This is a genomic window from Variovorax sp. 3319, assembly GCF_031456585.1.
Classification (GTDB): domain Bacteria; phylum Pseudomonadota; class Gammaproteobacteria; order Burkholderiales; family Burkholderiaceae_C; genus Variovorax; species Variovorax paradoxus_P.
The window spans coordinates 198,629-221,270 of sequence record NZ_JAVDUZ010000006.1; the positions used below are offsets into that span (position 1 = coordinate 198,629).

The following is a 22,642-nucleotide window of genomic DNA, read 5'->3' on the forward strand; positions in this document are numbered from 1 at the left end:
CCCTGCCGGTTTCTCTGCAAGGGGTTTTCCGGTCTTCCAACCCGTTCGAGCTGCCGCCACTGTTTGGAAGCGGGTGCGGCGGTTGTAGCAAAGCAAAATCCCTTCGGAGGCCTTTCATGGCTGCATCTGCTCACGCGCCCGCGCAAACTCTCGCACGGCCCACGCTCCCTGCTCCCGCATTGCTCAGTCTCGATGACCTTGCTCTGCAAGCTTGCGACGACGCCGAGGCCCTCAACCACGTGGTGCGCGCCTACACGGCGCTCGAAAAGCTCATCGACACCAGCGCCCTGAGTGACTGCGAAGTACTCACCCCGAGCCGCACCGAACTGAGCGCCTTGCTGCGCTTGCTCAACGACGCACTGCTGGTTCGCATCAACACCGTTAACGCTGCCACTGGCGTGGTTCACCAAGCGCTTCAACGAGGCACCCCCGGCGGCATGTAGCGCCAGCTTTTCCCCCACAAAACAGCCGATGCCCGTTTCACCCGTTGCCGATCGCAAATCTGAAAGCGTTTCCGCCACTTGGGCACGACTGCGGACCATGGTCGCGGCGCGAGCCTCTTCAGACGGCCGCACCGACGCCCTCTACCCCGGCCTGCGCTACTACCGCTTTTCCCATCCCATCCGCTACGAGAAAACCCAACGTCTCACACCCGGCGTCGTGGTCGTCTTGCAAGGCCGCAAGACTGCGCACCTTGGTAATAGCGACCGCCGCTCGCTCGACTACGGCGCCACCCAGTGCCTGGTGCTCGGCGCCGAGGTCGCGTGCCTCGGCACGGTCGTCGGGGCGAGCACCGAAGAGCCGTACCTCGCCATTCATCTCGACTTGCCGCCCGATGTGCTGGTCAAGTCTTTCGTCGCGCTGGCAGAAAGCGGCAAGCTCGCGGCCGAGCCGGCGCGGGTGACCGAGAACTTCACGGCGCCGGTGGGGCAGGAGGTGGTCGAGGCCTTCGCGCGCCTGCTGCTGGCGGCGGACGACCCGGTGGACCGCCGCACGCTCGCGCCGCTGGCGGTCGAAGAGATCGTGCTGCGGCTGCTGCGCTCCGAGGCGGCGGCGGCCATTCGCAGCGCGAGTGCCGTCACCAAGGCGGGCGCGCGCATACAAGCGGCCATCGCCTTCATGCGCCGCCACTTGGGCCGGCCGCTGTCGGTGGCTGAAATTGCCAGCCACGTGCACATGAGCCCTTCGCACTTTGCGCACAGTTTCAGAGAGGTGGCCGGGGTCACGCCGATGCGCTGCATTCGCGACCTGCGGCTCGAAGAGGCGCGCATGCTGATGCTGGGCACTGGGCTGCGCCCCGGCGATGCGGCTGCGAAGGTGGGCTTCGAGAGCGCGGCGCATTTCAACCGCGCGTTTCGCAGGCGGTTCGAGGCAACGCCTGCGGAATACGTGCGGCGCGTGCAGTCGGGTTGATGGTGGAGGGGAGGGCTGCGGCAGCTTCGCAGCCACGGTCAATGTGTTCGCAGCTTCGCGTCTTGGCGCGGCGAAGGGCGCTGGCTAACCTGACTGCTTCCTTTTTCTTTTGTTGAAAGCAGCGCGAACTTCCATGGACCCGATCAACGTCATCATTACTTTCGAAGCCAAGCCGGAGGGCGCCTCTGCATTTGCGGAGCTCATGAACCAGGTCAAGCAGTCGTTGCCGTCGGCGGATGGCTGCCGGGGCGTGCAGCTGTTCGGGCGCAGCGACAACGCGTGCGTGTTCACGCTGGTCGAATCATGGGAATCGCAAAGCCACCATCAGGCGCATATCGATCGCGCAGTGGCGTCGGGCGCGTGGAGTGCGCTGGAGGCGCAGCTGGCTTGTGCGCCTGTGAGCTGGTATTGCGCGGAGCTTTGACGAAGGGTAGCGAAGTAAACTCCGCGGCTTTTTCGTTTCTGTAGAGGAGCGACTTGCGATGGCTGTCTTGGACACCGGCCCTTACTTCCACGGCACGCGGGCAGACCTTGAGGTGGGCGACCTGCTTACCGCGGGCTTCCGCTCAAACTACGACGGCGAAGTGGTGATGAACCACATCTACTTTACGGCCTTGCCAAAAGGCGCCGGGCTGGCCGCCGAAATGGCAAAGGGCGACGGCCGCTGCCGCGTCTATATCGTCGAGCCCACAGGTGCCTTCGAAAACGACCCCAACGTGACCGACAAGAAGTTTCCGGGCAATCCCACACGCTCGTACCGCAGCCGGGAGCCACTTCGAATTGTGGGCGAACTCGAAACGTGGGAACGCTTCGATGCGGAGTACATCGCGCAGCTCAGGGAGCGCGTGCGTGTAGGCATGGGAGAGATCATCAACTGAATCCCGCCCCCCGCGCCGATGCCGCGCTGGGTCAATCGCGATCTTCGTAGTAGCGGCGGTGCTGCTCGCGCTCCCATTGCTGGCGACGCCACTCACGGCGCTCTGCGCGGCGCTCTTCCCAGCGTTGTGCGCGGCGCTCTTCCCAACGAGTGCCAGGTTCGTAGTAGACGGGTGCCGGGGCCGAGTAGACCGGCTGTGCAGGCTGGTAGTAGGTTGGGGCGGGCCGCGAGTAGACGGGTGCCGGCTCGTAGTAGACCGGTGCGGGTTCGCTCACGACCACGCCGGGCAGGTTGACACCAATGGACCAGCTGGTGCCCGCGTTGGCCGATGCGGCGGTGAACAAGGCTGCAGCGGCAACGAGGCCGGCGGCACCCAACTTGAAAGCGGTTCGGGAAAACGTCATTTCAGCTCCTGGAGGGCGAGAAATAGCCCTGATGCCCAACCAACGCGTGGGCGGTCAGCGCCGCGTACATCGCCACGGTGAAGAACGTTCCCAAATGTCACTTAATCGTCAATCGAACTTCACCAGGTCCTTGAAGATCAGTTGACCCCAGCTATTGCCGCGCGCGTGCACCAGCAGCCCGCCTTCCGAGAGGCCGCCAAGCTTGATCGGCGAGAACCCGAGCTTTTCTGCAAGCGCGCCAATCTCCGCTGCTGCGCCGTCGTCGTCGCTCGACAAAAACACGACTCTCTTGCCGCCATGTACGGCAGGGTCCTGGCCAAGCACGGCAGCGACCAGATGGTTGAAGCCCTTCACCAGCCGTGCGCCGGTAAAGGCGTGCGCGACGGCCCTGGAAGAAGGCTCTCCGCCCAGTTGCTCAGGGGGCACGCCATAGGCGTTGATCACATCGACGATGGTCTTTCCCTGCCAAGTCGGCAGGGCCTTCGCTACGTCTTGGTGCGACTCGAAACGCACGGCCAAAAAGACGGTGTCGGCCTTGAGCGCGTCTGCCAGTTTCTTGGGAATGACCGTGGGCCCGATTGCCGCCGCGGCGGGCGCAAAGCTTTCGGGATCGCGCGTGGTTGCAACGGACACCTCGATGCCCTTGCGGGCAAACGCCTTGGCGAGGGCCTGGCCGACATTGCCGAAGCCGATGATTGCGTAGCTCATATGTTTCCTTTGGTTTGCGCGTCAGATTTGTGCCAGGCCGCCGTCAACGGCGAGCTCGCTGGCTGTCATGAAGCTGCTGTCCGACGAGGCAAGAAACGCAGCAGCGGCCCCAAGCTCAGCCGGGTCGGCCATGCGCTGGAGCGGATTCATCGAGGCAAAAACCTTCATGCCCTCCTCACCCAGCGCCGCCTTGGCGAGTTCGGTGGCCGTAGGCCCGGGCGACAGCACGTTGACCCGGATGCCCGTGCCCTTCAGGTCTTCTGCCCAGGTGCGCGCGAGGTTGCGCACCGCCGCCTTGCTCGCGCTGTAGGCGCCGAATGCAGGGGCGCCCGTGGTGCCGGCGCTCGATCCGGTCAGGATGATCGATGCGCCCTCGCGCATCAGCGGCAGCGCCTTCTGAACCGTGAAGATCGTGCCCTTCACATTGGTGTCGAAGGTCTCGTCGATGTGCTCGGCGGTGATCTTGCCGAGCGGAAGCGGGCTTCCGGCGCCGGCGTTGGCAAAGACGATGTCGAGCGTTCCGCGTTCGGCCTTTACCGCCGCGTAGAGCCGGTCGAGATCGGCCTCGTCGGAGACCGAGCCCTTCACCGCCCGGGCATTGGGGCCGAGCTCGGCCACAGCCGCGTCGAGCGCTTCCTGCCGGCGGCCGAAGATGTAAACGAAGGCGCCCTCATCGATAAAGCGCTTTGCCGCAGCGCGGCCGATGCCGGTCGCGCCGCCGGTGATTACGGCGGTTTTTCCATTCAGTCTGGTCATGTCATGCATCTTTCCTGGGGGTTGTTGCGCCGAAGCTCTCGTCAGAACAGAGGCGCGGTATCATGTGGATCAGTGGTCCGAATATCCGATTCACTGATCCGAATATATGGATCACTGATCCGATTGTCAAATACCCCTCCTGTCCTATGCGAGCCGACGCCAGAAAAAATTACAGCCATCTACTTGCAGTCGCGCGCGATGTCGTTGCTGAACATGGCGCCGATGCATCGATGCGAGACATCGCCCGTCGGGCCGAAGTGGGGTTGGCCACATTGCTGCGCCATTTCCCGACGAGAGAGGCTTTGTTCGAAGCGCTGCTGCGTACGAACCTGGATGGGCTGACGCAGAAGGCGAGCGAGCTCGAAACGCTGAGCGCACCTGACGAAGCGCTCGTGTCCTGGTTTCGCGAAGGGGTGGCGTTTGTTGGTAGCTACAACGGCGTTGTTGCGTTGATGGCAAGCGCGCACGCCAACCCGGAGTCCGCGCTTTACGCGCCATGCATGGCGGTGCGCTCAGCCGGAGCGCGACTGCTGCTTCGCGCCCAAGCCGAAGGAACGGCGCGCGCCGACATGGATGCGGACGACCTCTTTGCCCTGATGTCGGCACTCGGATGGCTCTTCGGCCAGCACGCATTTGCACCAAAGGCCGATCATCTTTTTCAGATCATTGCGAGTGCCATCTTGACTAGCGGGGCGAGCAGCGATGTGAAGAGGCAACCTGTACGGTTACCCGAATAGGGCCTCCGCTTGCGGCCAAACCGGGCCTTCGCAATAACGCCGCAATCGGGCGAGTTTCAAGAGGAGCAGGGATGCTAGTTCGCAGCATTGCTATTGCCGATTTCGACGCAGTTCATCGCTTGCTGACGTGCAACGGGTGGGCCCATCGCGTCGGTAATGTTGAAGAACTCGGCCGGCTGATCTCGGCTTCGCAGCGAGCGTTGGTTGCGGTGGCAGACGACCAGGTCGTCGGTTTCGCTCGCGCAATCACCGACGGAATTTCAAACGGGTATTTGTCCATGGTGGTGGTTGCTGAGTCGCACCGACGGCGAGGCATCGGGCAGGCACTTGTCGAGCGCCTTGTCGGGTCGGAACCGAACATCACCTGGGTGCTTCGAGCCGGAAGAGAAGGCGCCGCCGGATTCTTCGCGAAGCTTGGCTTCATCGCCTCGACGACCGCTATGGAGCGCTTGCGAAATTAAAGTGGATGAACTGTCCGGCCGGCGCAGAAGACAAAATGCCGCCAACGCCAAACATTGGCGGGGTAAAAAAACCAAACCAAGTCAAAGCGCCATGACCTTGCTTGCTAACCGTGAATTGCAGGTCCTCTTTGAAAGGGTGCAAAAACTTTTGCCCTTTGAGTCGACCGATCTTCGCCAAGCGAACGTTCGCTCGACTTCGCTTGATCTTGATGAACTCATTGATCATCCCAACGAGTACTTGGCCGGCATGGCTGAAGCTGCCCTCAAAGGGAAGGAATCCTTCTGGTCAGACGCACAACTGATACTTGAACGCTGGAAATCAGGGCCATCTGCGTTCGATCCGATTCTGGGCAACGAGGGATTTGTTGCAGTCTTGGCTGCGCTCGCCGAATTGCCTGAGCAATCATTCCAGGGCTCGCTCGGAGTCAGTCGCCATCTGCCTTCAAAAATCGATGATGCGGCCGCCTATCGGTGTACGGCGCTGCTCGTGCTCATCAGCCTTCGGTCGATCTGCTTCGGAGAACGCCGTGGACTCGACCAGGTTGCCGATTTTGTTGAGCGCAAAGGATGGCGATTCGCGAGGCTCTTGCCGGATCATGTTGGCTTCACCATCAGCGGATTTCGAGTGTTCTATGGGTACACGCATAGCCTCGAAGATGCGAACGCGCTTCTGGACTGGGCTCGAAATATTTTGGCCGCGAGAAAAGATCCGTGCGTTCAAGTCTCTCTGCTTGCTGCTATCTATTCGCTTTTGGCAACGGTCGGACGAACTGCACTTAACGACGATCCCGAAATGCTGCTGCGCTTTGCGCGATAGTTTATTTTGGATGGCAAATGAATCTGTTACGAACTTTCTGCACCGCTATTGCTTCCGCATTGCTGGTGTACGCCAGCGCGGCATCTGCACAACGAGCGACCGAAGCATCGGCGAGCGAACAAGAGATGTTGGAGGCCATCGAGACTCTCAATTACTCGCGGGCAGAAAAGCTGCTTCAGCGTGGCTTCGTTCCAAACACGCCGTTCTCGGGATCAGGTACTTCGGCAACGCATGTCGCCGCACGCATCGGTGATGCGAAGATGCTTGCGCTTTTTGTTGAGCATGGCGCGATAGTCGATTTGCCGACACAAGACGCCAGGAGGGATTCGCCACTCTTGATTGCCGCAGATGCGGGAAATCTGGGAACAGCTCACTATCTGCTGGCTCAAGGTGCAAATCCGAACTACCAAAATGGCGTCAGGAACGATGACTATGCCGTCGCTCACTACGCCACCACGAGCCAGAACGCATTGAAGATGCTGAAGTTGTTGAGTCGCTACAAGACCAACTTCAACGTGACTTCCCTGACCAAAACTTCCGTCTTGAACACTGCAATTTTCTCAGGCCACGCTGACGCTGCAGATTTTCTGTTGACCAATGGCGTCGACGGAGAAGCGAAGGATCTTGCCGGATTGCGCCCTGTATGCCATGCAGTTCTTCAAGAAGACCTAGGCGTGATTCGCGTCCTGGTCAAGCATCGCGTCTCATTGAATCATCTTGATTGCGCCGATGGCGTGTCTGGTGGGCTCTCACCGCTGCACGTCGCGTCCGGGGCCGGATCGATAGAAATCGTGCGCGTGCTAACGAAGGCTGGCGCGAGCTTGGAATCGCGTTCGAGCCGAGGAATGCTCCCGGAAGATCTCGCCAAGGCGCAGGGGCACACGGAAACTGCATCCTACCTAAGAGGGCTGATGAGGGGGCGCCGAAAGCGGGGCGCGCATATGGGTTGAGGCCGCAGTTGGCGAGAGCCGGAAGCTCATGTCGACGGCAGAATTTGGGGAAGCTATGTCACTTCGTGAGACCTTGAACAACCTCCAAGGGGCCATCTCGGCCGCCTGGACCAACTCGCCTGACGAATACCCGGATTGGAGCAGTTGGACATTCGAAACTCACATGAGGGACTTGCGAGACCTATGGGCACTGGCAGAGCCACGGCTGAGAAACCGCGACGTGGCTCAGCAGGTTGGGTCGGATCTGATGAGGATGATTGCGGCATTCGAATCAGGCGACAAGGCCACCGGCAGGAGCCTCGCCGGCAAGCTGTACAACCGGCCAATCTCGAAGCTGTCTTGAAAAGCAGACACCGAACATCGAAATGACAAAGCTGCTGACCCTCAATCTTCGGCGAGACGTCCCGGCACCAGAAGCGACTCCTCATCAAGCGGACCTCGCCAGGATATTTGACGACTTGAGCATCGAACTCAATGAAGGTCAGCTTTGCGGACGGAACTGGGAGCGGATGAGGGTCGCTCTTCGAGATGATCGGGAAAGCCCTGTGGGGTTGACCGACTTCATCATGACGGTCCCTTTTTGGATCGTCTCACAGCGGTTTGCGCTCCTCTTGCAAGCGCATCAGTGCCAATGCGAATTTCTTCCTCTAGAAGTCACCTATAAGAAGACGACCCTGACGGGCGAGTTCTTCGCGCTCAATGTTTTGGCGGTGGAGGACGAGGCGATCGATTTGTCTCAGTCGAAATTTGATCCTCGGCTGCTCAAACACGGCTTGATGAGGGATGTGAGCAAGCTCGTTCTCAAGCCCGACGCATTGACCTATACGCCGCTGGCATATCTACCGCAGATTGGTCAGATTGCAGTGCAAGATGAACTGTCCAAAAGAATCGAGCGAGAGCTTGTTGGCGTGAAATTGCTAGAGCCTTCACTCTTCACCAGTTGATCGGTGAACTGTTAGCTCCCTAGAACAACAATTGGCTAGGAGAAGCCACTCACTGCTGCAACAGAATAGAACTGAAAGCAGTCATTGGAGGAAGATGAGGGAGTCATGCACTGTGCAGTCGACGGGGAACTGCTGGAGAGTTCGAGCTTGCACGGGGATGCACTGTCGAAAAAGTGGCTCGCATATTTGCGAAAACCTCTTGTGCGGCGGGCCAGTCGTCGCCACCCACTTGGACGGCCCTTGGCTTTCTGGAGCGTGGAGTGTGCAGCAAGGAAGTGCAACTTCAGCATTGGCGACCATGTTGTCTATGCTTGCGCGATTCTTCGCTCAGGCGCCGAGCTGCAGAACAAGCAACTCCTGGATTCGCTTGGTTCGCCCGTGTGGCAGAACGTCCTAGCTCAGGCCTCCGATGAGCGACCGCTTTTCATCGTCATAAACCTCTTCCCCTGGGATGTTTCCAGCAAGGACAGCGAGGCCATGTTCCAGCTCGCGTATCACTTCGCCGCGGCGTATTTGAATTGGTTTAAGGACGACTATGCTGTCTCATGGCCGGCAAGCTAAGGGCAGGATACGGCCAGTACCGGACAAGATATTCAGCTCGTTACCTTGCGATTGAAGGCGACCATAGCTTCACGCTCGTACGGCAAGCTCCCCTCGATGAATGCCTTCGTGATGAGCTCAAGATTGCGAGGAGAGCGCGACTTGTCAGCCGCCAAAAGCGCTTTCGTCACGCCCGCTGCATCGAGTTCGGTGCAATAGGCGGGCGTTCCCGGTTGATAACGCCAGGACTCCGATAGCGGGCCAGCATCGACGGCATCGAAGCCGGTTTCGCTGACAAGACCCGACACCACGGATTTCGCAGCGACATCATCGCCACCGATCGGTATGGCCAGTCTGGAAGCGGAGCCACTTGTCGATCCGCAGTCGGACAGTGTGAAGGACAGGAGCGCGTTCCAGGCCTTCACGAGAGGCCTTCCAATCTGCTCGCTGCTCCAGACGGTTTCCAAATTTCCTTCGTCTACCTCTTCGATCTTGCCGTCTCGCACCGGATAGTAGTTGGACGTGTCGACTACGATAACGCCCGCTGGCACATTGGCAAGCACCGGCGCAAGTTCCGGATTTCGAGCGAACGGTACGGACAGGATGATGACCTCGACATCTTTGACCGCTTCATCTCGCGTGACGGCAGCGATTGCCGTCCCGGCAACGATGTCCTTCAGGGTTTCTGGCCCCTTCGAGTTGGCCAGCTTCACGTTGTGGCCGGCGATTGCCAAGATACGGGCCAGCGTTGCGCCAATATTTCCTGCTCCGATGATTCCAATTTTCATGATGTTCCTTTTGATGTTTATCGCGGGGTGGATGAAGTGTTGACGTGTTTTTCGTCCGGCGGCGGGCAACGCCACCGGCACTCTCAGTGATCCTGTCCGGGCGCAGGGATGGCGGACAGCATGGCGAAGACGTCGCCATATTGGCCGTTCGCCTCTGCGAACCGCAGGAACTTGGCGCGATCGACGACGACCTCGTTCGGCACGTGTTCGCCATGCAGCAGCGCGAGCGTCTCGGTCAGGAACTCCTCCAGCGGCATGGCTTGATCGTCGTTTTCCTGGCCGAACAAGGTGGTGCGCACTCCTGGCGGCACGATTTCGATCACTCGCACCGCCGTCTCGGCGAGCTGAACCCGCAGGCTCTCGGTGAAGGAGTGGACGGCTGCCTTGGTGGCACCGTAGGTCAAGGCCGCAGGAAATGGGACGAACGCAAGAGACGAGCTGACGTTGATGAGGACACCGTTGTCCTTGGTCATCAGTTGCGGCAGGAAGGCGTGGGTCATGCGGATCGTGCCTAGCAGGTTGACGGCAATCGTCCGCTCGGCAACCTCGAGCGAGTCCGCTTTCAAGACGTTCTCCGGCAGCATGATGCCGGCGTTGTTCACGAGCACGTTCAAGTCGGGAAAGCGGGCAAGCACGTGTTCTCGAGCGGCTGCTATGGACTGTGGCTCGGCCACATCGAGTTCGAGCGACTCGATGTCGGGATGCTCACGGGTGATCTGTTGCAGCAGCGCCGTTCGCCGACCTGCAACGATCACCTTGTTCCCTGCCCGCTGAAAGCGCAGCGCCATGCCGAGTCCGATGCCCGAGGTGGCGCCGGTGATGAGAATAGTGTTGCCAGAGGGCTTCATTGGTTTTCGCAGGTCGCGCCGGTTAAGATCAGTAGTGGACGTTTGTCCGTTTAGGCGAGTATACGGACATCTGTCCGTTTGTTTGGTTGGCCTTACTCAAAAGAGGGTTTGTGGAACAGGCGAAGAAGACCGGTCGGCCCGCACGGTCCGATGCATTGCAAAATAGAGAGCGCATCGTGTCGGTGGCGCTCGCGGAACTGGCACGCGCCGCGGACGTGCCGCTGAGTGCGATCGCACAAAAGGCGGGAGTCGGCCAGGGCACGATGTATCGCCACTTCCCGACGCGGGAAGCGCTAATCATGGCGGTGTATGAGTACGAGATGGGCCAAGTGGCGCACTTCGCCGAGCGGTTGCTCCAAGAGCACGCGCCGGACGAAGCCTTGGAGCGGTGGTTGCACCGCCTCGCCGAATACGCCAGGACCAAGGCCGGACTGGCCAATGCGATGAGCGAGGTCTCAAGCATGAAGAACTGCCAGGGGAACGACGGTTACGCGCCGGTCATTGCCGCGGCGCAGTTGCTGCTCGATGCCAATGCGCGCGCCGGCACGATCCGGGCTGGCGTGACGACCGACGACTTTTTCCTGGCGACCGCCGGCATCTGGTTGATCGACTTCAGCGGCGAATGGCAGCCGCGACTCGACTGGCTGGTCAGCTTCGTCATGCAGGGATTGCGCGCCGGCGCCTCGGGACCATCGCCCGCGCGGTGAGTCGGGGCGTTCAGGCGGGCCCGGGATCTGCCCGGCACGGCTTTTGCGCGCGCTTCGGCAGCGGTCTGCCGCGGCACCGTGGCGCGATGCCCGTGCATCCGGGCCGAACCGGCGTCGCGCGCGTTTCTACACGGCCTCGGCCCTGAGCAGACATTCAAGCTCACGATAAGCCCCCCGCAGAAACGGTAACCCGCAGCGCCACAATCCCCCATGCGCATCAAAGTCGGCGACCTCGCCCGCTCCACCGGTCTTACCGTCCGCACCCTCCACCATTACGACGAGATCGGCCTGCTCAAGCCCTCCGGCCGGTCCGACTCCGGCTACCGTCTCTACTCCGAAGGCGACGTCGCCCGCCTGCACGCCATTCAGGCGCTGCGGCACCTGGGCTTGGCGCTCGCAGAGATCGGGCCTCTCCTCGATGGAAGCGAAGCTGCCCCTGAGCGGGTCATCGAGCAGCAGATGCACGCGCTGGACCACCAGATTCGCCAGGCCACCGAGTTGCGCGAGCGGCTGGCGCTGATGCACGGCATGCTGCGCAAGGGTGGCAGCCCCAGCATGGACGACTGGGTGCAGACGCTTTCGCTGATGACAACCTTCGGCCGCTATTTCGAGGCGGGCGAGCTGAAGCAGATCCTCGGGGCTTACGTCGGTGTCGAGCAAGACTGGCTGCAGTTGCAGGCCGAGGTACGGCGCTACATGGACACGGGCGGTGGCATCGACACGTGGGAGTGCCAGGCGCTCACCCGCCGCTGGACGATGCTGATGGTGCGCTGGATGGGCGGCAATTACGCGCTGATGAATCGCTGGGGCGCCATGTTCCGGCAAGAGTCGAAGGTGCGCGGGCAGGGTGGGGCGCCGCCTACTGACATGATGGAGTTCATGGAGCAGGCCATCGAACTGCGTGTGCGGTTGATGCAGGAGCATTGCGGCAACGTGGAATTCCGCCTGCCCCCCATGCCCGACACCGAGGCGCAGGCGATCGATGCCGAGGGCCAGGCTTTGCTCCGGGCTGGCGAGCGGCGCGATGGTGCCAAGGCGCAAGCGCTTCGCAAGCGCTGGGCGGTGTTGCTGCACAAGACCTGCGGCGGCAACACCGCGCTGTTCGCGAAGCTCGCCACCTTGCATCTTGGCCACCCGCTGCTGCTGGCCGGCTTGCCGCTCGGACGCGAAGTGCGCGAATTCCTGTCGCCCGTCGATGAAAGTGCTTGACCCTCACGTAGCGTGAGCCCGCACAGTCGGCCCCTGTTCCAGAGGACCGACATGACAACCAAAACAGACTCGGCCGCACGCGCGGCGCTTTTCCAGGACCGCAACTTCCGCTGGCTGATAACCGGCAGCGCCATCTCGCTGCTTGGCGACCAGTTCACGCTGCTCGCACTGCCCTGGCTGGTGCTGCGCCTGACCGGGGACACCGTGGCGCTGGGTACCGTGCTGGCGCTGGTGGGCATTCCGCGCGCCGTATTCATCCTGTTGGGCGGCGCGGTGGTCGACCGGTTCTCGCCGCAGCGCGTGTTGATGCTCACCAAGCACGTCAACTTCGTGCTGCTTGGGTTGCTGGCGGCGGGTGTGTGGCAAGGCGTGATGACGCTGCCGGCCATCTACGCGTTGTCGCTGGCGCTGGGCATCAGCAGTGCCTTCAGCATCCCGTCGGGCACGTCGATCCTGCCGCACGCCCTGGCGCCCGCGCAGCTAGGCGCCGCCAACGGCGTGATGATGGGCGTGCGCCAGCTGAGCATGTTCGTCGGGCCGCTCCTGGCGGGCGTGCTGATTGCGCTGTTCGGCGACGGCTCGGGCGGCGTGCAGAACGCAGGCGGCATCGCGATAGCCCTCGCGCTCGACGCCTTCAGCTTCGCGCTCTCTGCCTGGACGCTCGCCCACGTAAAGATGCGCGCCCTGCCGGCTGACCCCGCGAGGCATGCGCCGATCTGGGCTTCGATGGTCGGCGGCGTGCGGCACGTCTGGGGCGATGCGCAGCTGCGCACGCTCTATCTTTATTGGGGCGCGGTCGCCGTGCTGGTGCTGGGGCCGTTGCATATCGCGCTGCCGGTGCTGGCGGAAAGCCGGCCCGGCCTGGGCGCTTCGGCCCTCGGGGTGATGGTCGGCGCGCACGGTGCCGGCACCTTGCTGGGCATGGTGGTGTCGGGACTGCGGCCGGGGCTGCGCATCGGCACCCTGGGCACCAGTGTGCTGCTGGCCGACATCGCCATCGGGCTGCTGTTCGTGCCCATGGGCGGCATCTCTGCTGCCTGGCAAGGGGCTTTGCTGATGGTGCTGGTGGGGGTGCTTGGCGGCTTCATGCAGGTGGCGGTGTTCACCTGGGTGCAGAAGCGCGTGCCGCCGGCAATGCTGGGCCGCTCGATGAGCCTGTTCATGTTCATCTTCATGGGGCTCGTGCCCGTGTCATCGGCGGCTGCGGGGTGGCTGCTGCAGGTGGTGTCGCTGCCGCAGTTGTTCACGGGGGCGGGGTTGCTGCTGGTGGCGGCCGCGGTTCTGGCTTGGGTGGGAACGCCGATTCGCGGTGTCGACGAGGCGGCGGCACCGGTGCGCGGCGCCGGTTCTTAACCATCGGTTCAGATCGATCATGGCAGGTGGTTTGACCATCGCCGGGGCTACGATCCGCTGAATGAAGTACCACACCACGCCCCGCAGCCACAAGCAACCCGGTTTCATCTTTGGCACGCGTGCGCGCGGTGCCACGGCTTGGGGGCTTTGCGCCGCCTTGCTGCTCATGGCCGGCTGCCAGGCAAGGCCGGAATTTCGTCCGCTCACGTCTGAGGCGCCGCCACCGCCAGTGTTTGCCACCGTGCCCGCCGACGAAACGTGCCAGGCCGTGCAGGCCCGCTACGCGCTCGGCCGCTCCCTCGACCCGCTGCTGCTGGAAGAAATGCGTACCCGCACCGGTTCCAGGTCTGCGCGCACCTCGCCGGCCGGCACGCCGTTGCCAACGCCGGCCGATCCGGCGCGCCTCAATGTCGATGTCGATCCGCAGGGTCTTGTGGTTGCCGCGCGCTGCGGCTGACCCGAGTTGATTTGATAATTCCGCGATGACGAAGAAGACGACAAACTCCACACCCATCGCGCTCGACTGCTACTACAGCCTTTCTTCGCCCTGGGCCTACCTGGGTGGCCCGCAGCTGCAAGACATCGTGCGCCGCCACCATGTACGGCTCACCCTCAAGCCCTATGACTTTCAGGCGGTGGTGCCACAAACCGGCGGCATTCCGCTGAAGACCCGGCCCGAGCCGCGGCGCACGTACCACGCGCTAGAGCTGGCACGCTGGAGCGACTACCTGGGCATGCCGCTCAACCTGGAGCCGGCGTATTACCCCAAGGGTGCGCCGGTCGATCCCAACTGGAACAAGTATCCCGGCTGGATGGTGATTGCGGCGCAACTGAAGGGGCTCGACGCACAGCCGCTCTCGCATGCGCTGCTGCGCGCGCTGTGGGCCGAAGAGCGCGACACCTCCGAAGCGGCGGTGCGCATTGCGGTGGCCGACGAAAACGGCTACGACGGCGCCTCGCTGCAGGCACTGGAGCAGTCGGCCGAAACGCTGGCCACCTACCGCGCCAACAGCGCCGAGGCCATAGAGGCGGGCGTGTTCGGCGCACCCACGTTCATCCTGAACGGCGAGCGTTTCTGGGGGCAAGACAGGTTGGCGTTTCTGGACCGGGCTTTGGACAAGCTTCGGCACGCGAGGGGCGGATAATCCCCCGATGCGAATCCGCTTTACCAAGATGCAGGGAGCCGGCAACGATTTTGTCGTGCTCGACGAAACGCGTGGCCCGCTGGGCCTTACGGCCGCGCAATACCGCTTTCTGGCCGACCGCCACTTTGGCGTGGGCGCCGACCAGATCCTTACGGTACGCCCCCCGTCGAAGGGCGCGGGCGAGGGCATCGACTTTCAATACGTGATTCACAACGCCGACGGCGGCGAGGTGGAGCAATGCGGCAACGGCGCGCGCTGCTTCATGCGCTATGTGCGCGAGCACCACCTGACCGACAAGGACACGGTGCGCGTCGAAACGCTGGCCGGCATCATCGAGCCGCGCATGAGCGAAGACGGCCGGGTGACGGTCGACATGGGCCCACCTATCTTCGAGCCGGCCCGCGTGCCCTTCGACACCGCGGGGCTCGACGCGCAGCCCACGGGCTCTTGGCACACCTGGCACCTGGCGCTTGGCACGCATGCCGATTCGGCCATTGTTTCGGTGGCGGTGCTGTCCATGGGCAACCCGCATGCGGTGCAGTTGGTCGACGACGTCGAAACTGCACCGGTAGAGCGCCAAGGCCCGCAAATCGAGCACCATCCGCGCTTTCCACAGCGGGTTAATGCAGGCTTCATGCAGCTGGTCGACCGCACGCACGTCAAGCTGCGGGTGTTCGAGCGCGGTGCCGGCGAAACGCTGGCCTGCGGCACCGGCGCCTGCGCGGCGGTAGTGGCGGGCATTCGGCTGGGCCTGCTCGACAACCGGGTCGACGTGCATACGCACGGCGGCGTGCTCACCATCGGCTGGGAGGGCGAGGGCAACCCCGTGCTCATGACCGGGCCGGCCACCACGGTCTTCGAGGGGGACATCGAGGTGCCCGAGCTGCCATGACCAACTTCAGAAACAACAAAGACGACCACGCCAACGCCATGAACCCGATTACCGAAGACGACATCGCCAACTACCTGGCGAACACGCCCGACTTTTTCGAGCGGCACGCACAGTTGCTGGCGCAGGTGCAGCTCACCAGCCCGCACGGCAACCGCGCCGTGAGCCTGCAGGAGCGCCAAGCCGAAATGCTGCGCGAAAAAATCAAGGCGCTGGAGCATCGCCTGATGGACATGGTGCGCCACGGCACTGAGAACGTGGTCATTGCCGACCGCCTGCAGCGCTGGACCAAGGGCCTCCTGACCACGCGCGACCCGCGCAGCTTGCCGTATCGCATTGCGGTCGACCTGCAGTCGCTATTTTTGGTGCCGCAAACCGCCATCAAGGTGTGGGACTGCGAGGCCGACTACCTGAACGAGGCCTACGCCCAGTGGGTGAGCGACGACGTGAAGGCGCTGGCCACCTCGCTCACTTCGCCTTACTGCGGACTCAATTCGGGCTTCGAGGCGGCCAACTGGCTGCCCGAGCCGGCCGGCGCCATGTCGATTGCGCTGATCCCGCTGCGGCCCGATGCCGAATCTCCGGCCTTCGGCCTGCTGGTGCTGGCTTCGCCGGACGCACAGCGCTTCAACGCCGAAATGGGCACCGACTTTCTCGAGCGCATCGCAGAACTGGCCTCGGGCGCCCTGTCGCGGCTGCGGCCTTGAGCGGGCGGCACCGGTCCTGGCGGGCCGTGCGGCCCGTGTTGTGGACGGTGCTGCTTGGCGGAATGCTGACGTACCTGGCCATTGCGGCCGTTGTTTGGCGGCACGCAGTCGAAGCCCTCGGCAATCCGCCCCAGCGCCCGGCCGATGCCGCGCTGATCCTGGGCAACCGCGCGTACTTGGACGGCAAGCCCAACCCGTGCCTGACCGGCCGGGTCGATGCGGGCATTGCGCTGGCCAATGCGGGCCGCGTGAAGCAACTGGTGCTCTCGGGCGGCGTCGACAAGGAAGACGGCCGCATCGAAGCCGAAGTCATGCAGCAGCATGCGCGTGCCGAAGGCTATGCCGGCCTGCTGCTGCTGGAGCCGGCTTCCACATCCACCCGGCTGAACCTCGCACTCTCGCGCCCGTTGCTGCAGGCGGCGGGCGTTCGCAGCGTGATCGTGGTGTCGGAGCCCTATCACCTGTGGCGCGTGGAGCGGCTGGTGCGGGCCGGCGGATTCGACAAAGACTTCGACGTTCAGTACGCCGCTGCCAGCACGCGCTGCTGGCAGCGCTGGGGCATGGTTTTCAAGGGCGCATTGCGCGAGCCTTTGGCTGTCGTGAACAATGCGTTCAATGGCTACCTCCACTGAGACGACCGATACGCGCTGGGTAGAAAAATACCTGGAGCACGTGCGCGTGGAGCGCCGGTTGGCGGCGCGCACGGTCGAGCTCTACGCCATCCACCTGCAGGCGCTCGTCGACAACGCCGCCGGAGCCGGGCTTGCGCTGGATCGCGTGCAAACAGCGCACATCCGGCGCTGGATGGCGCAGCTGCACGGCGCCGGCCGCGAGCCGCGCGGCATTGCGTTGGTGCTTTCGTGCTGGCGCAGCTTTTACCGCTGGCTCGGCAACGAAGGGCTGGTGGGCTTCAACCCCGTGCAAGACGTGCATGCGCCCAAGGCCGCGCGGCCGCTTCCCAAGGCGCTGGCGGTAGACGATGCGGTGCGGCTCGCCGAAATGTACGACCCCGAGGCCGACCCGTGGACCGAAGCGCGTGACGGCGCCATCGTCGAAGTGCTCTACGGCTGCGGCCTGCGGGTGAGCGAGCTCACCGGCCTGGACGCGCGCGCCAGCAACACGGCGCTCGGCTGGGTCGACCTGGACGCAATGGAAGCCAATGTGCTCGGCAAGGGCAGCAAGCGGCGCCTTGTGCCAATCGGCGGCAAGGCGGCCGAGGCGCTGCGCGACTGGCTCGCGGTGCGTGACGATTGCCCGGCGCTGGCTACGGCAGGTTTGCGAGACCCGGCCGGCGCGGCGGCGCTCTTCATCAACAGCAAGGGCTTGAGGATGTCCTCGCATGCGGTGTGGAAGCTGCTGCGCGAGCGCAGCCTGAAAGCCGGTTTGGCGGCGCCGGTGCATCCCCACATGCTCCGGCATTCGTTCGCGAGCCATGTGCTCCAGTCGAGCAGCGACTTGCGGGCGGTGCAAGAGCTGCTGGGCCACGCCAACATTGCTACCACGCAGATCTATACCCGGCTGGATTTTCAGCACTTGGCCAAGGCCTACGACGCGGCCCACCCGCGTGCGCAGGCCCGACCGGAAGGCTCCGATACGCGGACACGCGCTGAAGCAAGCGCCCGCGCCAAGCCCAAAAAAGACGACACCGACAACAAATGAAAACCCTCCGCCTCAAGCCCGGCAAAGAGCGCTCGCTGCAGCGCCGCCACCCCTGGATATTCGAATCCGCCATTGCACGCGGCGGTGCCGATTCGGGCGAGACGGTGCGCGTCGAATCGCACGACGGCGCCTTCCTCGCCTGGGCGGCGTTCAGCCCGGTGTCAAAGATCCGCGCGCGGGCCTGGAGCTTTGTCGAAACGCAGCGCATCGATGCCGCCTTTCTGGGCTCGGTATGCGCCCGCGCGGTCGCGGCCAGGGGGCTGTTCGACCTGCAGAGCGACGGCGTGCGGCTGATCCACGGCGAGGCCGACGGGCTGCCGGGCCTCATCGTCGATCGCTACGGCGACACGCTGGTGGCGCAGTTCCTGTCGGCCGGCGTCGAGCGCTGGAAGGCCGCCATTGCCGATGCGCTCCTCGAAGCGACCGGCCTGAACAAGCTCTACGAGCGCTCCGACGCCAGCGGACGCGAGCGCGAGGGGCTGAAGCCCGTGACAGGCTGGCTGCGCGGGGAGGGCGCCACCGAAATGACGATTCGCGAGCACGGCTGGAAGCTGTCGCTCGACGTTGCGACGGGACACAAGACTGGCTTCTACCTTGACCAGCGCGACAGCCGCCAGCGCTTTGCCGAACTGGCGCAGCACCGGCGCTTCAGGCGCGTGCTCAACTGCTTTTGCTACACCGGCGGCTTTACCGTGGCGGCGCTCGCGGGGCTGCAGGCGGCGGGCGTTGTGGAAGGCGCAGAGCTGGTGTCGGTCGATTCATCTCTGCCGGCGCTCGACAAGGCGCGGGCCAACCTGGCGCTGAACGGCTTTGGCGGCGAGGGTTCGGGCGTGAAGACGGAGTTTCTGGATGCCAACGTCAACACCGTGCTGCGCGAGTTCATCGAACAGGGCCGCACCTTCGACGCCATCGTGCTCGACCCGCCCAAGTTTGCGCCCACCGCCGCCCACGCCGATCGCGCGGCCCGCGCCTACAAGGACATCAATCGGCTTGCGCTCAAACTGCTGGAGCCCGGCGGCGTGCTGCTTACTTTTTCGTGCTCGGGCGGCATCAGCGCCGACCTTTTCCACAAGATCGTCGCTTCAGCGGGCATCGACGCGCAAGTAGACGGTTACATCAGCGAACGCCTGGGCGCGGCGCCCGACCATCCCATGACCATCGAGTTTCCCGAAGGCGAATACCTCAAGGGGCTGGTGGTGGTGAAAAAGGCGGCTTGACCCCGCGGCAACGCAACTGAGTGGCATTGGCTAAACTGCCTCTCCAGTTTTTCTTCTTCCCAGTTTTCCGCTTTCGGAGCACACCATGGCCCTTATTCCCGCCACCATCCTTACCGGCTTTCTAGGCTCGGGCAAGACCACGCTGCTCAAGCGCATCCTGACGGAGGCCCACGGCCAGAAGATCGCCGTCATCGAGAACGAGTTCGGCGAAGAAAACATCGACAGCGACATTCTCGTGACCGAGTCGAAAGAGCAGATCGTGCAGATGAGCAACGGCTGCGTCTGCTGCACCATTCGCGAAGACCTGCGCGAAGCCCTGCAACTGCTGGCCGCCAAGAAGCGCCAGGGCCTGCTCGACTTCGACCGCGTGGTGATCGAAACCACCGGCCTTGCCGACCCCGGCCCGGTGGCGCAGACCTTCTTCATGGACGACGAAATTGCCGAAAGCTATTTGCTCGATTCCATCCTGACTTTGGTCGATGCCAAGCATGCGCCGCAGCAGCTCAACGACCGCCAGGAGGCACGCCGCCAGGTGGGCTTTGCCGACCAGATCTTCATCAGCAAGAGCGAGCTGGTGTCGGCCGAAGAAACCGAGGCGCTGATTCACCGCCTCAAGCACATGAACCCGCGCGCGCCGCAGCAAAAGGCGCACTTCGGCGATGTGCCGTTGAAGGACATTTTTGACCTTCGCGGCTTCAACCTGAACGCCAAGCTCGACATCGACCCCGACTTCCTGAAGGAAGACGACCACGAGCATCACGACCATGACCACGCGCATGGCGAGCATTGCGACCACCCTTCGCACAAGCACGAAGGGCACGGCCATCATCACCACACGGACGACGACGTGAAGAGCTTCGTCTACAAGGCCGACCGTCCGTTCGATCCGGCCAAGCTCGAGGATTTTCTGGGTGCGATCGTCAACATCTACGGCCCGCGCATGCTGCGCTACAAGGGCGTGCTAAACATGAAGGGCACCGAGCGCAAAGTCATTTTCCAGGGCGTGCACCAGCTGATGGGCAGCGACCTGGGCCCGGAGTGGGGCAAGGACGAAGCGCGCGAGAGCCGCATGGTGTTCATCGGCATCGAGCTGCCGCGCGAAATTCTGGAGCAGGGGCTCGAGCAATGCCTGGTGTGACGCGTTGACTTGCTCCTTCCCCCGCCGGGGGAAGGTGGGGATGGGGGCAGGCCCTCGATTGGGCGCCGTGCTTTCTTAAAGGTCGTCGTGCCACCACCCCAGCCCTCCCCCAGCGGGGGAGGGAGGCCCCCGAGGCTTACTTGCCGGCCATGCCGCCCAGCGGCTTGCCGTTGACCTTCAGGTTGCCTTCGCTGTACTCCACCTGGCTGGTGATGTCGGTGCCGTCGCGCTTGACGAAGCCCATGCCTTCGCCTTGCTCGACCAGGCCTGCCACCATTTCGGGCGGCGGCAGTTGGCCGCTTTCAGCGCCGGTGGCGGCAACCTGCTCCAGCCATTGCATCGGCAGCCGCACGCTGGCCTTGAGCACGCCGCGCTTCATCAGGAGCGCCATGCCGGGTTCCTTCAGGTCTTCGTCGGTCACGCCGACCAATCCGGCCGTGTAGCTGATTTCGCCGCGCTTGCCGCCAATTTCGACCAGCATCTTGTCGACGCCGAGTTCGGGGTTGTACTTGGCCATGGCCTTGAGGTCGGGAGCCAGCTGGTCCATCAGCGCCTGCATGGCGGCCTGCGACGCCTTGCTGCCGCCCTTGCCGCAGCCGTTGACGGCGGCCGACTGCATCCAGGCATCGGCCAGCTTCTTGTAGCCGGCGGCATGAATGCGGCGCCCGCCGCTGGTCATTTCGAACTTGTCGATCTTCGTCTCGCCAACCTTGCCGGTGCCCTTGATGGTGCCAATGGATTCGTAGAGGCCATCCTTGATATTGGCGTCGGCAATCATGTCGATGTTCTGCAGCAGCACGGTGGGAAGCGGCTTGCCGCTGCCGCCCGCACCCAGGCCCTTGGGCGCCGCAAATTCGAAGCTGTCGAGGCGGGCCTCGGTCTTGCCCGTGGCCAGGATCCAGCCTTCGCTCTTGTTCATGTCGGCCTTGCCGGCCAGCTTGCCCATTTTCAGGGTCACGCCGGTGCGCGTATCGGTCAAGTCCAGGCCCGGCATCGCCAGGCTGTAGTTCACCTGGGTACGCGCGCCGTTCATCTCGGCGCGCATTTGCGCACCTTGCCAGGTGAACTGGCCCTTGCCTTCTTCGGCCAGCTTGATCGGCGCCACGGTCAGGTCGGTGGCATAGCCGCCGTTGAACGCCACCTTGGTGTGGGCCGTGAGGGGCTTGGCTTTGCCGAAGAGTTTTTCGGCTTCGGCCTGGGCCTTCACGTCGAGCACCAGTTCGCTGTCGATCGTTGCGGCGGCCAGCGTGCCGCCGGCAATCGGGCCGTGGTGGATGGTGTCGCGCACGGTAATGCGCACGGGCTTGAAGGGCGCGCTTTCGGCCTCGGCCTCGGCTTCTTCGTCTTCTTCATCGCCCTCGGCGGGCTTGGCAGGCTTGGCGACAGCGGGCACCTGTGCGGCCGAGGTATCGGCTGCGCATCCGAACTCGAATGTCACGGTGCTGACCGCGCCAAAGAATCCGCTTTCGTATTTGCGATCGATCACGCGCACCAGCGCGGTCTGCTTTGGCAACTCCTCCAGGGCGGCTTCGTAGCTGGACTTGACTTTGGAGCCCGCCAACCAGGTGCTGCCACCGTAGGCAACGGCGATGGCTGCGGCCAGCGTGCCCAAAACTGCTTTTTTGCTCAAGATTTCTTCTCTTTTGTATGAATGATCGGATCGACCCGCCGGGCCCGGTGGGCTCGGCAGGTCTTGTTGCCCCCTCCGGCAACGCCGGCGATGCTAACGGACGTAAGCGGTTTGCAGGCGCATCTCCCTTCTGTTTTGAGTTCTCTATACAATCGCGCGCCTGTTCCGGCAGCCACGCTTTCGTTTTAAGGGCGAGATGTGGCCTACGGCAGGGGGCGCCGCAAGTTTCTGGCGGGCTTTCGGGGGTATAACCCCGGGGTTCGTCGCTGCGAGCACTCCGACAATGTGGAGCCCGGGGCCTCAACCCCGCAGTGGTTCCCTTGGGAGGAGACACCCAGTGAAAGCGCGTTCCAGTTCGTTCAAGGAGCCAGTCACCGTGAAGAAACCCGCCGCCAAGGCAATGCCAGCAACCAAGTCCGCCGCCACCAAAGCGGTGGCTGCAAAGCCGGCTGTACCCGCGGCAAAAAAGATCTCTTCCGCTGCAAAAGCTCCGGCCACGAAAGAAAAAAGCGCTCCAAAGAAGCCAGCAACGCCAACGGCCAAGGCCGCGACCGTTGCAACGAAGCCCGTCAAGCCTGCAAAGTCTGCTGCGCCGCCGGAGGCATCCGCCCCGGCCAGGAGTGCAACCAAAACTGCAGATGCGGGTCTACCGCCATCCAAAACTGTCGGCCGCACTGCTGCCGTTACTTCTGCCCCTCCGATACCAATGAAAAAAACGGCTGCCGCCTCTTCTTCCGCCACGGCG

At 63.3% G+C, this 22,642-nt stretch carries 28 protein-coding genes; 21 read left to right on the forward strand and 7 right to left on the reverse strand.

The annotated features are described in order from the left end of the window. Window positions 1-116: 116 nt before the first annotated feature. The 4 genes from J2X67_RS14255 (at window position 117) to arr (ending at window position 2,291) form a co-directional block, all read left to right on the forward strand. Window positions 117-443 (forward strand): hypothetical protein, encoded by a 327-nt coding sequence (locus tag J2X67_RS14255; protein ID WP_309953950.1) that lies wholly within the window; start codon window positions 117-119, stop codon window positions 441-443. 97 nt (window positions 444-540) lie between these two features. Next, window positions 541-1,413, forward strand: coding sequence for an AraC family transcriptional regulator (locus J2X67_RS14260; RefSeq protein WP_309953952.1), 873 nt, complete (start codon window positions 541-543; stop codon window positions 1,411-1,413). 133 nt (window positions 1,414-1,546) lie between these two features. Further along, the gene (locus J2X67_RS14265) at window positions 1,547-1,837 is read left to right on the forward strand and encodes a putative quinol monooxygenase (RefSeq protein WP_281147888.1); all 291 of its coding nucleotides are present in this window, start codon (window positions 1,547-1,549) and stop codon (window positions 1,835-1,837) included. A 58-nt stretch (window positions 1,838-1,895) separates the two neighbouring features. Then, window positions 1,896-2,291 carry an NAD(+)--rifampin ADP-ribosyltransferase gene (arr, locus tag J2X67_RS14270; RefSeq protein WP_309953954.1) on the forward strand — a complete coding sequence of 132 codons (396 nt, stop codon included), beginning with the start codon at window positions 1,896-1,898 and terminating at the stop codon, window positions 2,289-2,291. Between the two features lie 31 nt (window positions 2,292-2,322). Here the strand turns inward: arr and J2X67_RS14275 are convergent, their stop codons facing one another. The 3 genes from J2X67_RS14275 to J2X67_RS14285 all read right to left on the reverse strand — a co-directional run bounded on the left by J2X67_RS14275 (window position 2,323) and on the right by J2X67_RS14285 (window position 4,158). After that, complete coding sequence (locus J2X67_RS14275; protein WP_309953955.1) at window positions 2,323-2,694, reverse strand: hypothetical protein; 372 nt, start codon at window positions 2,692-2,694, stop codon at window positions 2,323-2,325. A gap of 108 nt (window positions 2,695-2,802) precedes the next feature. Next, the gene (locus J2X67_RS14280; RefSeq protein WP_309953956.1) at window positions 2,803-3,402 is read right to left on the reverse strand and encodes an NADPH-dependent F420 reductase; all 600 of its coding nucleotides are present in this window, start codon (window positions 3,400-3,402) and stop codon (window positions 2,803-2,805) included. Window positions 3,403-3,423: 21 nt separating this feature from the next. Continuing rightward, complete coding sequence (locus J2X67_RS14285) at window positions 3,424-4,158, reverse strand: SDR family oxidoreductase (RefSeq protein WP_309953957.1); 735 nt, start codon at window positions 4,156-4,158, stop codon at window positions 3,424-3,426. Window positions 4,159-4,304: 146 nt separating this feature from the next. Here J2X67_RS14285 and J2X67_RS14290 point away from each other — a divergent pair, with 146 nt between their 5' ends. The 6 genes from J2X67_RS14290 (at window position 4,305) to J2X67_RS14315 (ending at window position 8,628) form a co-directional block, all read left to right on the forward strand. Next, window positions 4,305-4,895, forward strand: a complete 591-nt coding sequence (locus J2X67_RS14290; protein WP_309954087.1) for a TetR family transcriptional regulator — start codon at window positions 4,305-4,307, stop codon at window positions 4,893-4,895. Window positions 4,896-4,966: 71 nt separating this feature from the next. Next, the gene (locus J2X67_RS14295) at window positions 4,967-5,356 is read left to right on the forward strand and encodes a GNAT family N-acetyltransferase (protein WP_309953958.1); all 390 of its coding nucleotides are present in this window, start codon (window positions 4,967-4,969) and stop codon (window positions 5,354-5,356) included. A gap of 1 nt (window position 5,357) precedes the next feature. Then, entirely contained in the window at window positions 5,358-6,173 is an 816-nt protein-coding gene (locus tag J2X67_RS14300; RefSeq protein ID WP_309953959.1) for a hypothetical protein, read from the forward strand. A gap of 17 nt (window positions 6,174-6,190) precedes the next feature. Beyond that, the gene (locus tag J2X67_RS14305) at window positions 6,191-7,123 is read left to right on the forward strand and encodes an ankyrin repeat domain-containing protein (protein ID WP_309953960.1); all 933 of its coding nucleotides are present in this window, start codon (window positions 6,191-6,193) and stop codon (window positions 7,121-7,123) included. A gap of 365 nt (window positions 7,124-7,488) precedes the next feature. Beyond that, complete coding sequence (locus J2X67_RS14310; protein ID WP_309953961.1) at window positions 7,489-8,067, forward strand: imm11 family protein; 579 nt, start codon at window positions 7,489-7,491, stop codon at window positions 8,065-8,067. A gap of 240 nt (window positions 8,068-8,307) precedes the next feature. Next, complete coding sequence (locus J2X67_RS14315) at window positions 8,308-8,628, forward strand: hypothetical protein (protein WP_309953962.1); 321 nt, start codon at window positions 8,308-8,310, stop codon at window positions 8,626-8,628. Between the two features lie 32 nt (window positions 8,629-8,660). Here J2X67_RS14315 and J2X67_RS14320 read toward each other — a convergent pair whose 3' ends face one another. Both J2X67_RS14320 and J2X67_RS14325 read right to left on the reverse strand, forming a co-directional pair. Next, entirely contained in the window at window positions 8,661-9,476 is an 816-nt protein-coding gene (locus tag J2X67_RS14320) for an NADPH-dependent F420 reductase (RefSeq protein ID WP_409050494.1), read from the reverse strand. A 2-nt stretch (window positions 9,477-9,478) separates the two neighbouring features. Continuing rightward, window positions 9,479-10,243, reverse strand: a complete 765-nt coding sequence (locus J2X67_RS14325; RefSeq protein ID WP_309953964.1) for an SDR family NAD(P)-dependent oxidoreductase — start codon at window positions 10,241-10,243, stop codon at window positions 9,479-9,481. 110 nt (window positions 10,244-10,353) lie between these two features. Between J2X67_RS14325 and J2X67_RS14330 the strand changes: the two genes are divergently transcribed. From J2X67_RS14330 to J2X67_RS14380, 11 genes are all read left to right on the forward strand, one after another. Further along, a complete protein-coding gene (locus J2X67_RS14330; RefSeq protein ID WP_309953965.1) occupies window positions 10,354-10,950 on the forward strand; it encodes a TetR/AcrR family transcriptional regulator in 597 nt (198 codons plus the stop codon). A 210-nt stretch (window positions 10,951-11,160) separates the two neighbouring features. Next, window positions 11,161-12,159: a MerR family transcriptional regulator gene (locus J2X67_RS14335; RefSeq protein ID WP_309953966.1), complete on the forward strand. Its 999-nt coding sequence runs from the start codon at window positions 11,161-11,163 to the stop codon at window positions 12,157-12,159. 51 nt (window positions 12,160-12,210) lie between these two features. Next, entirely contained in the window at window positions 12,211-13,512 is a 1,302-nt protein-coding gene (locus J2X67_RS14340) for an MFS transporter (protein WP_309953967.1), read from the forward strand. A gap of 61 nt (window positions 13,513-13,573) precedes the next feature. Continuing rightward, window positions 13,574-13,969: an I78 family peptidase inhibitor gene (locus tag J2X67_RS14345; RefSeq protein WP_309953968.1), complete on the forward strand. Its 396-nt coding sequence runs from the start codon at window positions 13,574-13,576 to the stop codon at window positions 13,967-13,969. Window positions 13,970-13,994: 25 nt separating this feature from the next. After that, entirely contained in the window at window positions 13,995-14,657 is a 663-nt protein-coding gene (locus tag J2X67_RS14350; RefSeq protein ID WP_309953969.1) for a 2-hydroxychromene-2-carboxylate isomerase, read from the forward strand. A 7-nt stretch (window positions 14,658-14,664) separates the two neighbouring features. Further along, entirely contained in the window at window positions 14,665-15,549 is an 885-nt protein-coding gene (gene dapF, locus J2X67_RS14355; protein WP_309953970.1) for a diaminopimelate epimerase, read from the forward strand. Further along, entirely contained in the window at window positions 15,546-16,253 is a 708-nt protein-coding gene (locus J2X67_RS14360) for a DUF484 family protein (protein WP_281147908.1), read from the forward strand. The genes dapF and J2X67_RS14360 overlap by 4 nt, the downstream gene beginning before the upstream one ends. Window positions 16,254-16,279: 26 nt before the next feature. Continuing rightward, on the forward strand, window positions 16,280-16,885 hold the full coding sequence (locus tag J2X67_RS14365) for a YdcF family protein (RefSeq protein ID WP_309953971.1): 606 nt from the start codon (window positions 16,280-16,282) through the stop codon (window positions 16,883-16,885). Next, on the forward strand, window positions 16,869-17,912 hold the full coding sequence (locus J2X67_RS14370) for a tyrosine-type recombinase/integrase (protein ID WP_309953972.1): 1,044 nt from the start codon (window positions 16,869-16,871) through the stop codon (window positions 17,910-17,912). Before J2X67_RS14365 ends, J2X67_RS14370 begins: the two co-directional genes overlap by 17 nt. Then, on the forward strand, window positions 17,909-19,129 hold the full coding sequence (locus tag J2X67_RS14375) for a class I SAM-dependent methyltransferase (RefSeq protein WP_309953973.1): 1,221 nt from the start codon (window positions 17,909-17,911) through the stop codon (window positions 19,127-19,129). Before J2X67_RS14370 ends, J2X67_RS14375 begins: the two co-directional genes overlap by 4 nt. A gap of 85 nt (window positions 19,130-19,214) precedes the next feature. Next, window positions 19,215-20,267, forward strand: a complete 1,053-nt coding sequence (locus J2X67_RS14380) for a GTP-binding protein (protein WP_309953974.1) — start codon at window positions 19,215-19,217, stop codon at window positions 20,265-20,267. A 136-nt stretch (window positions 20,268-20,403) separates the two neighbouring features. On the opposite strand, the gene J2X67_RS14385 is transcribed toward J2X67_RS14380, so the two are convergent. Both J2X67_RS14385 and J2X67_RS27750 read right to left on the reverse strand, forming a co-directional pair. Further along, window positions 20,404-21,897, reverse strand: a complete 1,494-nt coding sequence (locus J2X67_RS14385; protein ID WP_309953975.1) for a YdgA family protein — start codon at window positions 21,895-21,897, stop codon at window positions 20,404-20,406. A 300-nt stretch (window positions 21,898-22,197) separates the two neighbouring features. Next, entirely contained in the window at window positions 22,198-22,638 is a 441-nt protein-coding gene (locus tag J2X67_RS27750) for a hypothetical protein (RefSeq protein ID WP_409050495.1), read from the reverse strand. Window positions 22,639-22,642 lie beyond the last annotated feature (4 nt).

Bases quoted from the DNA above. Each gene is read 5' to 3' on its own strand.
- J2X67_RS14325 (WP_309953964.1), bottom strand. From the start codon at position 10,243: ATGAAGCCCTCTGGCAACACTATTCTCATCACCGGCGCCACCTCGGGC.
- J2X67_RS14350 (WP_309953969.1), top strand. From the start codon at position 13,995: ATGACGAAGAAGACGACAAACTCCACACCCATCGCGCTCGACTGCTAC.
- J2X67_RS14380 (WP_309953974.1), top strand. From the start codon at position 19,215: ATGGCCCTTATTCCCGCCACCATCCTTACCGGCTTTCTAGGCTCGGGC.
- J2X67_RS14345 (WP_309953968.1), top strand. From the start codon at position 13,574: ATGAAGTACCACACCACGCCCCGCAGCCACAAGCAACCCGGTTTCATC.
- J2X67_RS14290 (WP_309954087.1), top strand. From the start codon at position 4,305: ATGCGAGCCGACGCCAGAAAAAATTACAGCCATCTACTTGCAGTCGCG.
- J2X67_RS14370 (WP_309953972.1), top strand. From the start codon at position 16,869: ATGGCTACCTCCACTGAGACGACCGATACGCGCTGGGTAGAAAAATAC.
- J2X67_RS14255 (WP_309953950.1), top strand. From the start codon at position 117: ATGGCTGCATCTGCTCACGCGCCCGCGCAAACTCTCGCACGGCCCACG.
- dapF (WP_309953970.1), top strand. From the start codon at position 14,665: ATGCGAATCCGCTTTACCAAGATGCAGGGAGCCGGCAACGATTTTGTC.
- J2X67_RS14335 (WP_309953966.1), top strand. From the start codon at position 11,161: ATGCGCATCAAAGTCGGCGACCTCGCCCGCTCCACCGGTCTTACCGTC.
- J2X67_RS14340 (WP_309953967.1), top strand. From the start codon at position 12,211: ATGACAACCAAAACAGACTCGGCCGCACGCGCGGCGCTTTTCCAGGAC.
- J2X67_RS14265 (WP_281147888.1), top strand. From the start codon at position 1,547: ATGGACCCGATCAACGTCATCATTACTTTCGAAGCCAAGCCGGAGGGC.
- J2X67_RS14280 (WP_309953956.1), bottom strand. From the start codon at position 3,402: ATGAGCTACGCAATCATCGGCTTCGGCAATGTCGGCCAGGCCCTCGCC.
- J2X67_RS14305 (WP_309953960.1), top strand. From the start codon at position 6,191: ATGAATCTGTTACGAACTTTCTGCACCGCTATTGCTTCCGCATTGCTG.
- J2X67_RS14310 (WP_309953961.1), top strand. From the start codon at position 7,489: ATGACAAAGCTGCTGACCCTCAATCTTCGGCGAGACGTCCCGGCACCA.
- J2X67_RS14295 (WP_309953958.1), top strand. From the start codon at position 4,967: ATGCTAGTTCGCAGCATTGCTATTGCCGATTTCGACGCAGTTCATCGC.
- arr (WP_309953954.1), top strand. From the start codon at position 1,896: ATGGCTGTCTTGGACACCGGCCCTTACTTCCACGGCACGCGGGCAGAC.
- J2X67_RS14375 (WP_309953973.1), top strand. From the start codon at position 17,909: ATGAAAACCCTCCGCCTCAAGCCCGGCAAAGAGCGCTCGCTGCAGCGC.
- J2X67_RS14260 (WP_309953952.1), top strand. From the start codon at position 541: ATGGTCGCGGCGCGAGCCTCTTCAGACGGCCGCACCGACGCCCTCTAC.
- J2X67_RS14285 (WP_309953957.1), bottom strand. From the start codon at position 4,158: ATGACCAGACTGAATGGAAAAACCGCCGTAATCACCGGCGGCGCGACC.
- J2X67_RS14275 (WP_309953955.1), bottom strand. From the start codon at position 2,694: ATGACGTTTTCCCGAACCGCTTTCAAGTTGGGTGCCGCCGGCCTCGTT.
- J2X67_RS14360 (WP_281147908.1), top strand. From the start codon at position 15,546: ATGACCAACTTCAGAAACAACAAAGACGACCACGCCAACGCCATGAAC.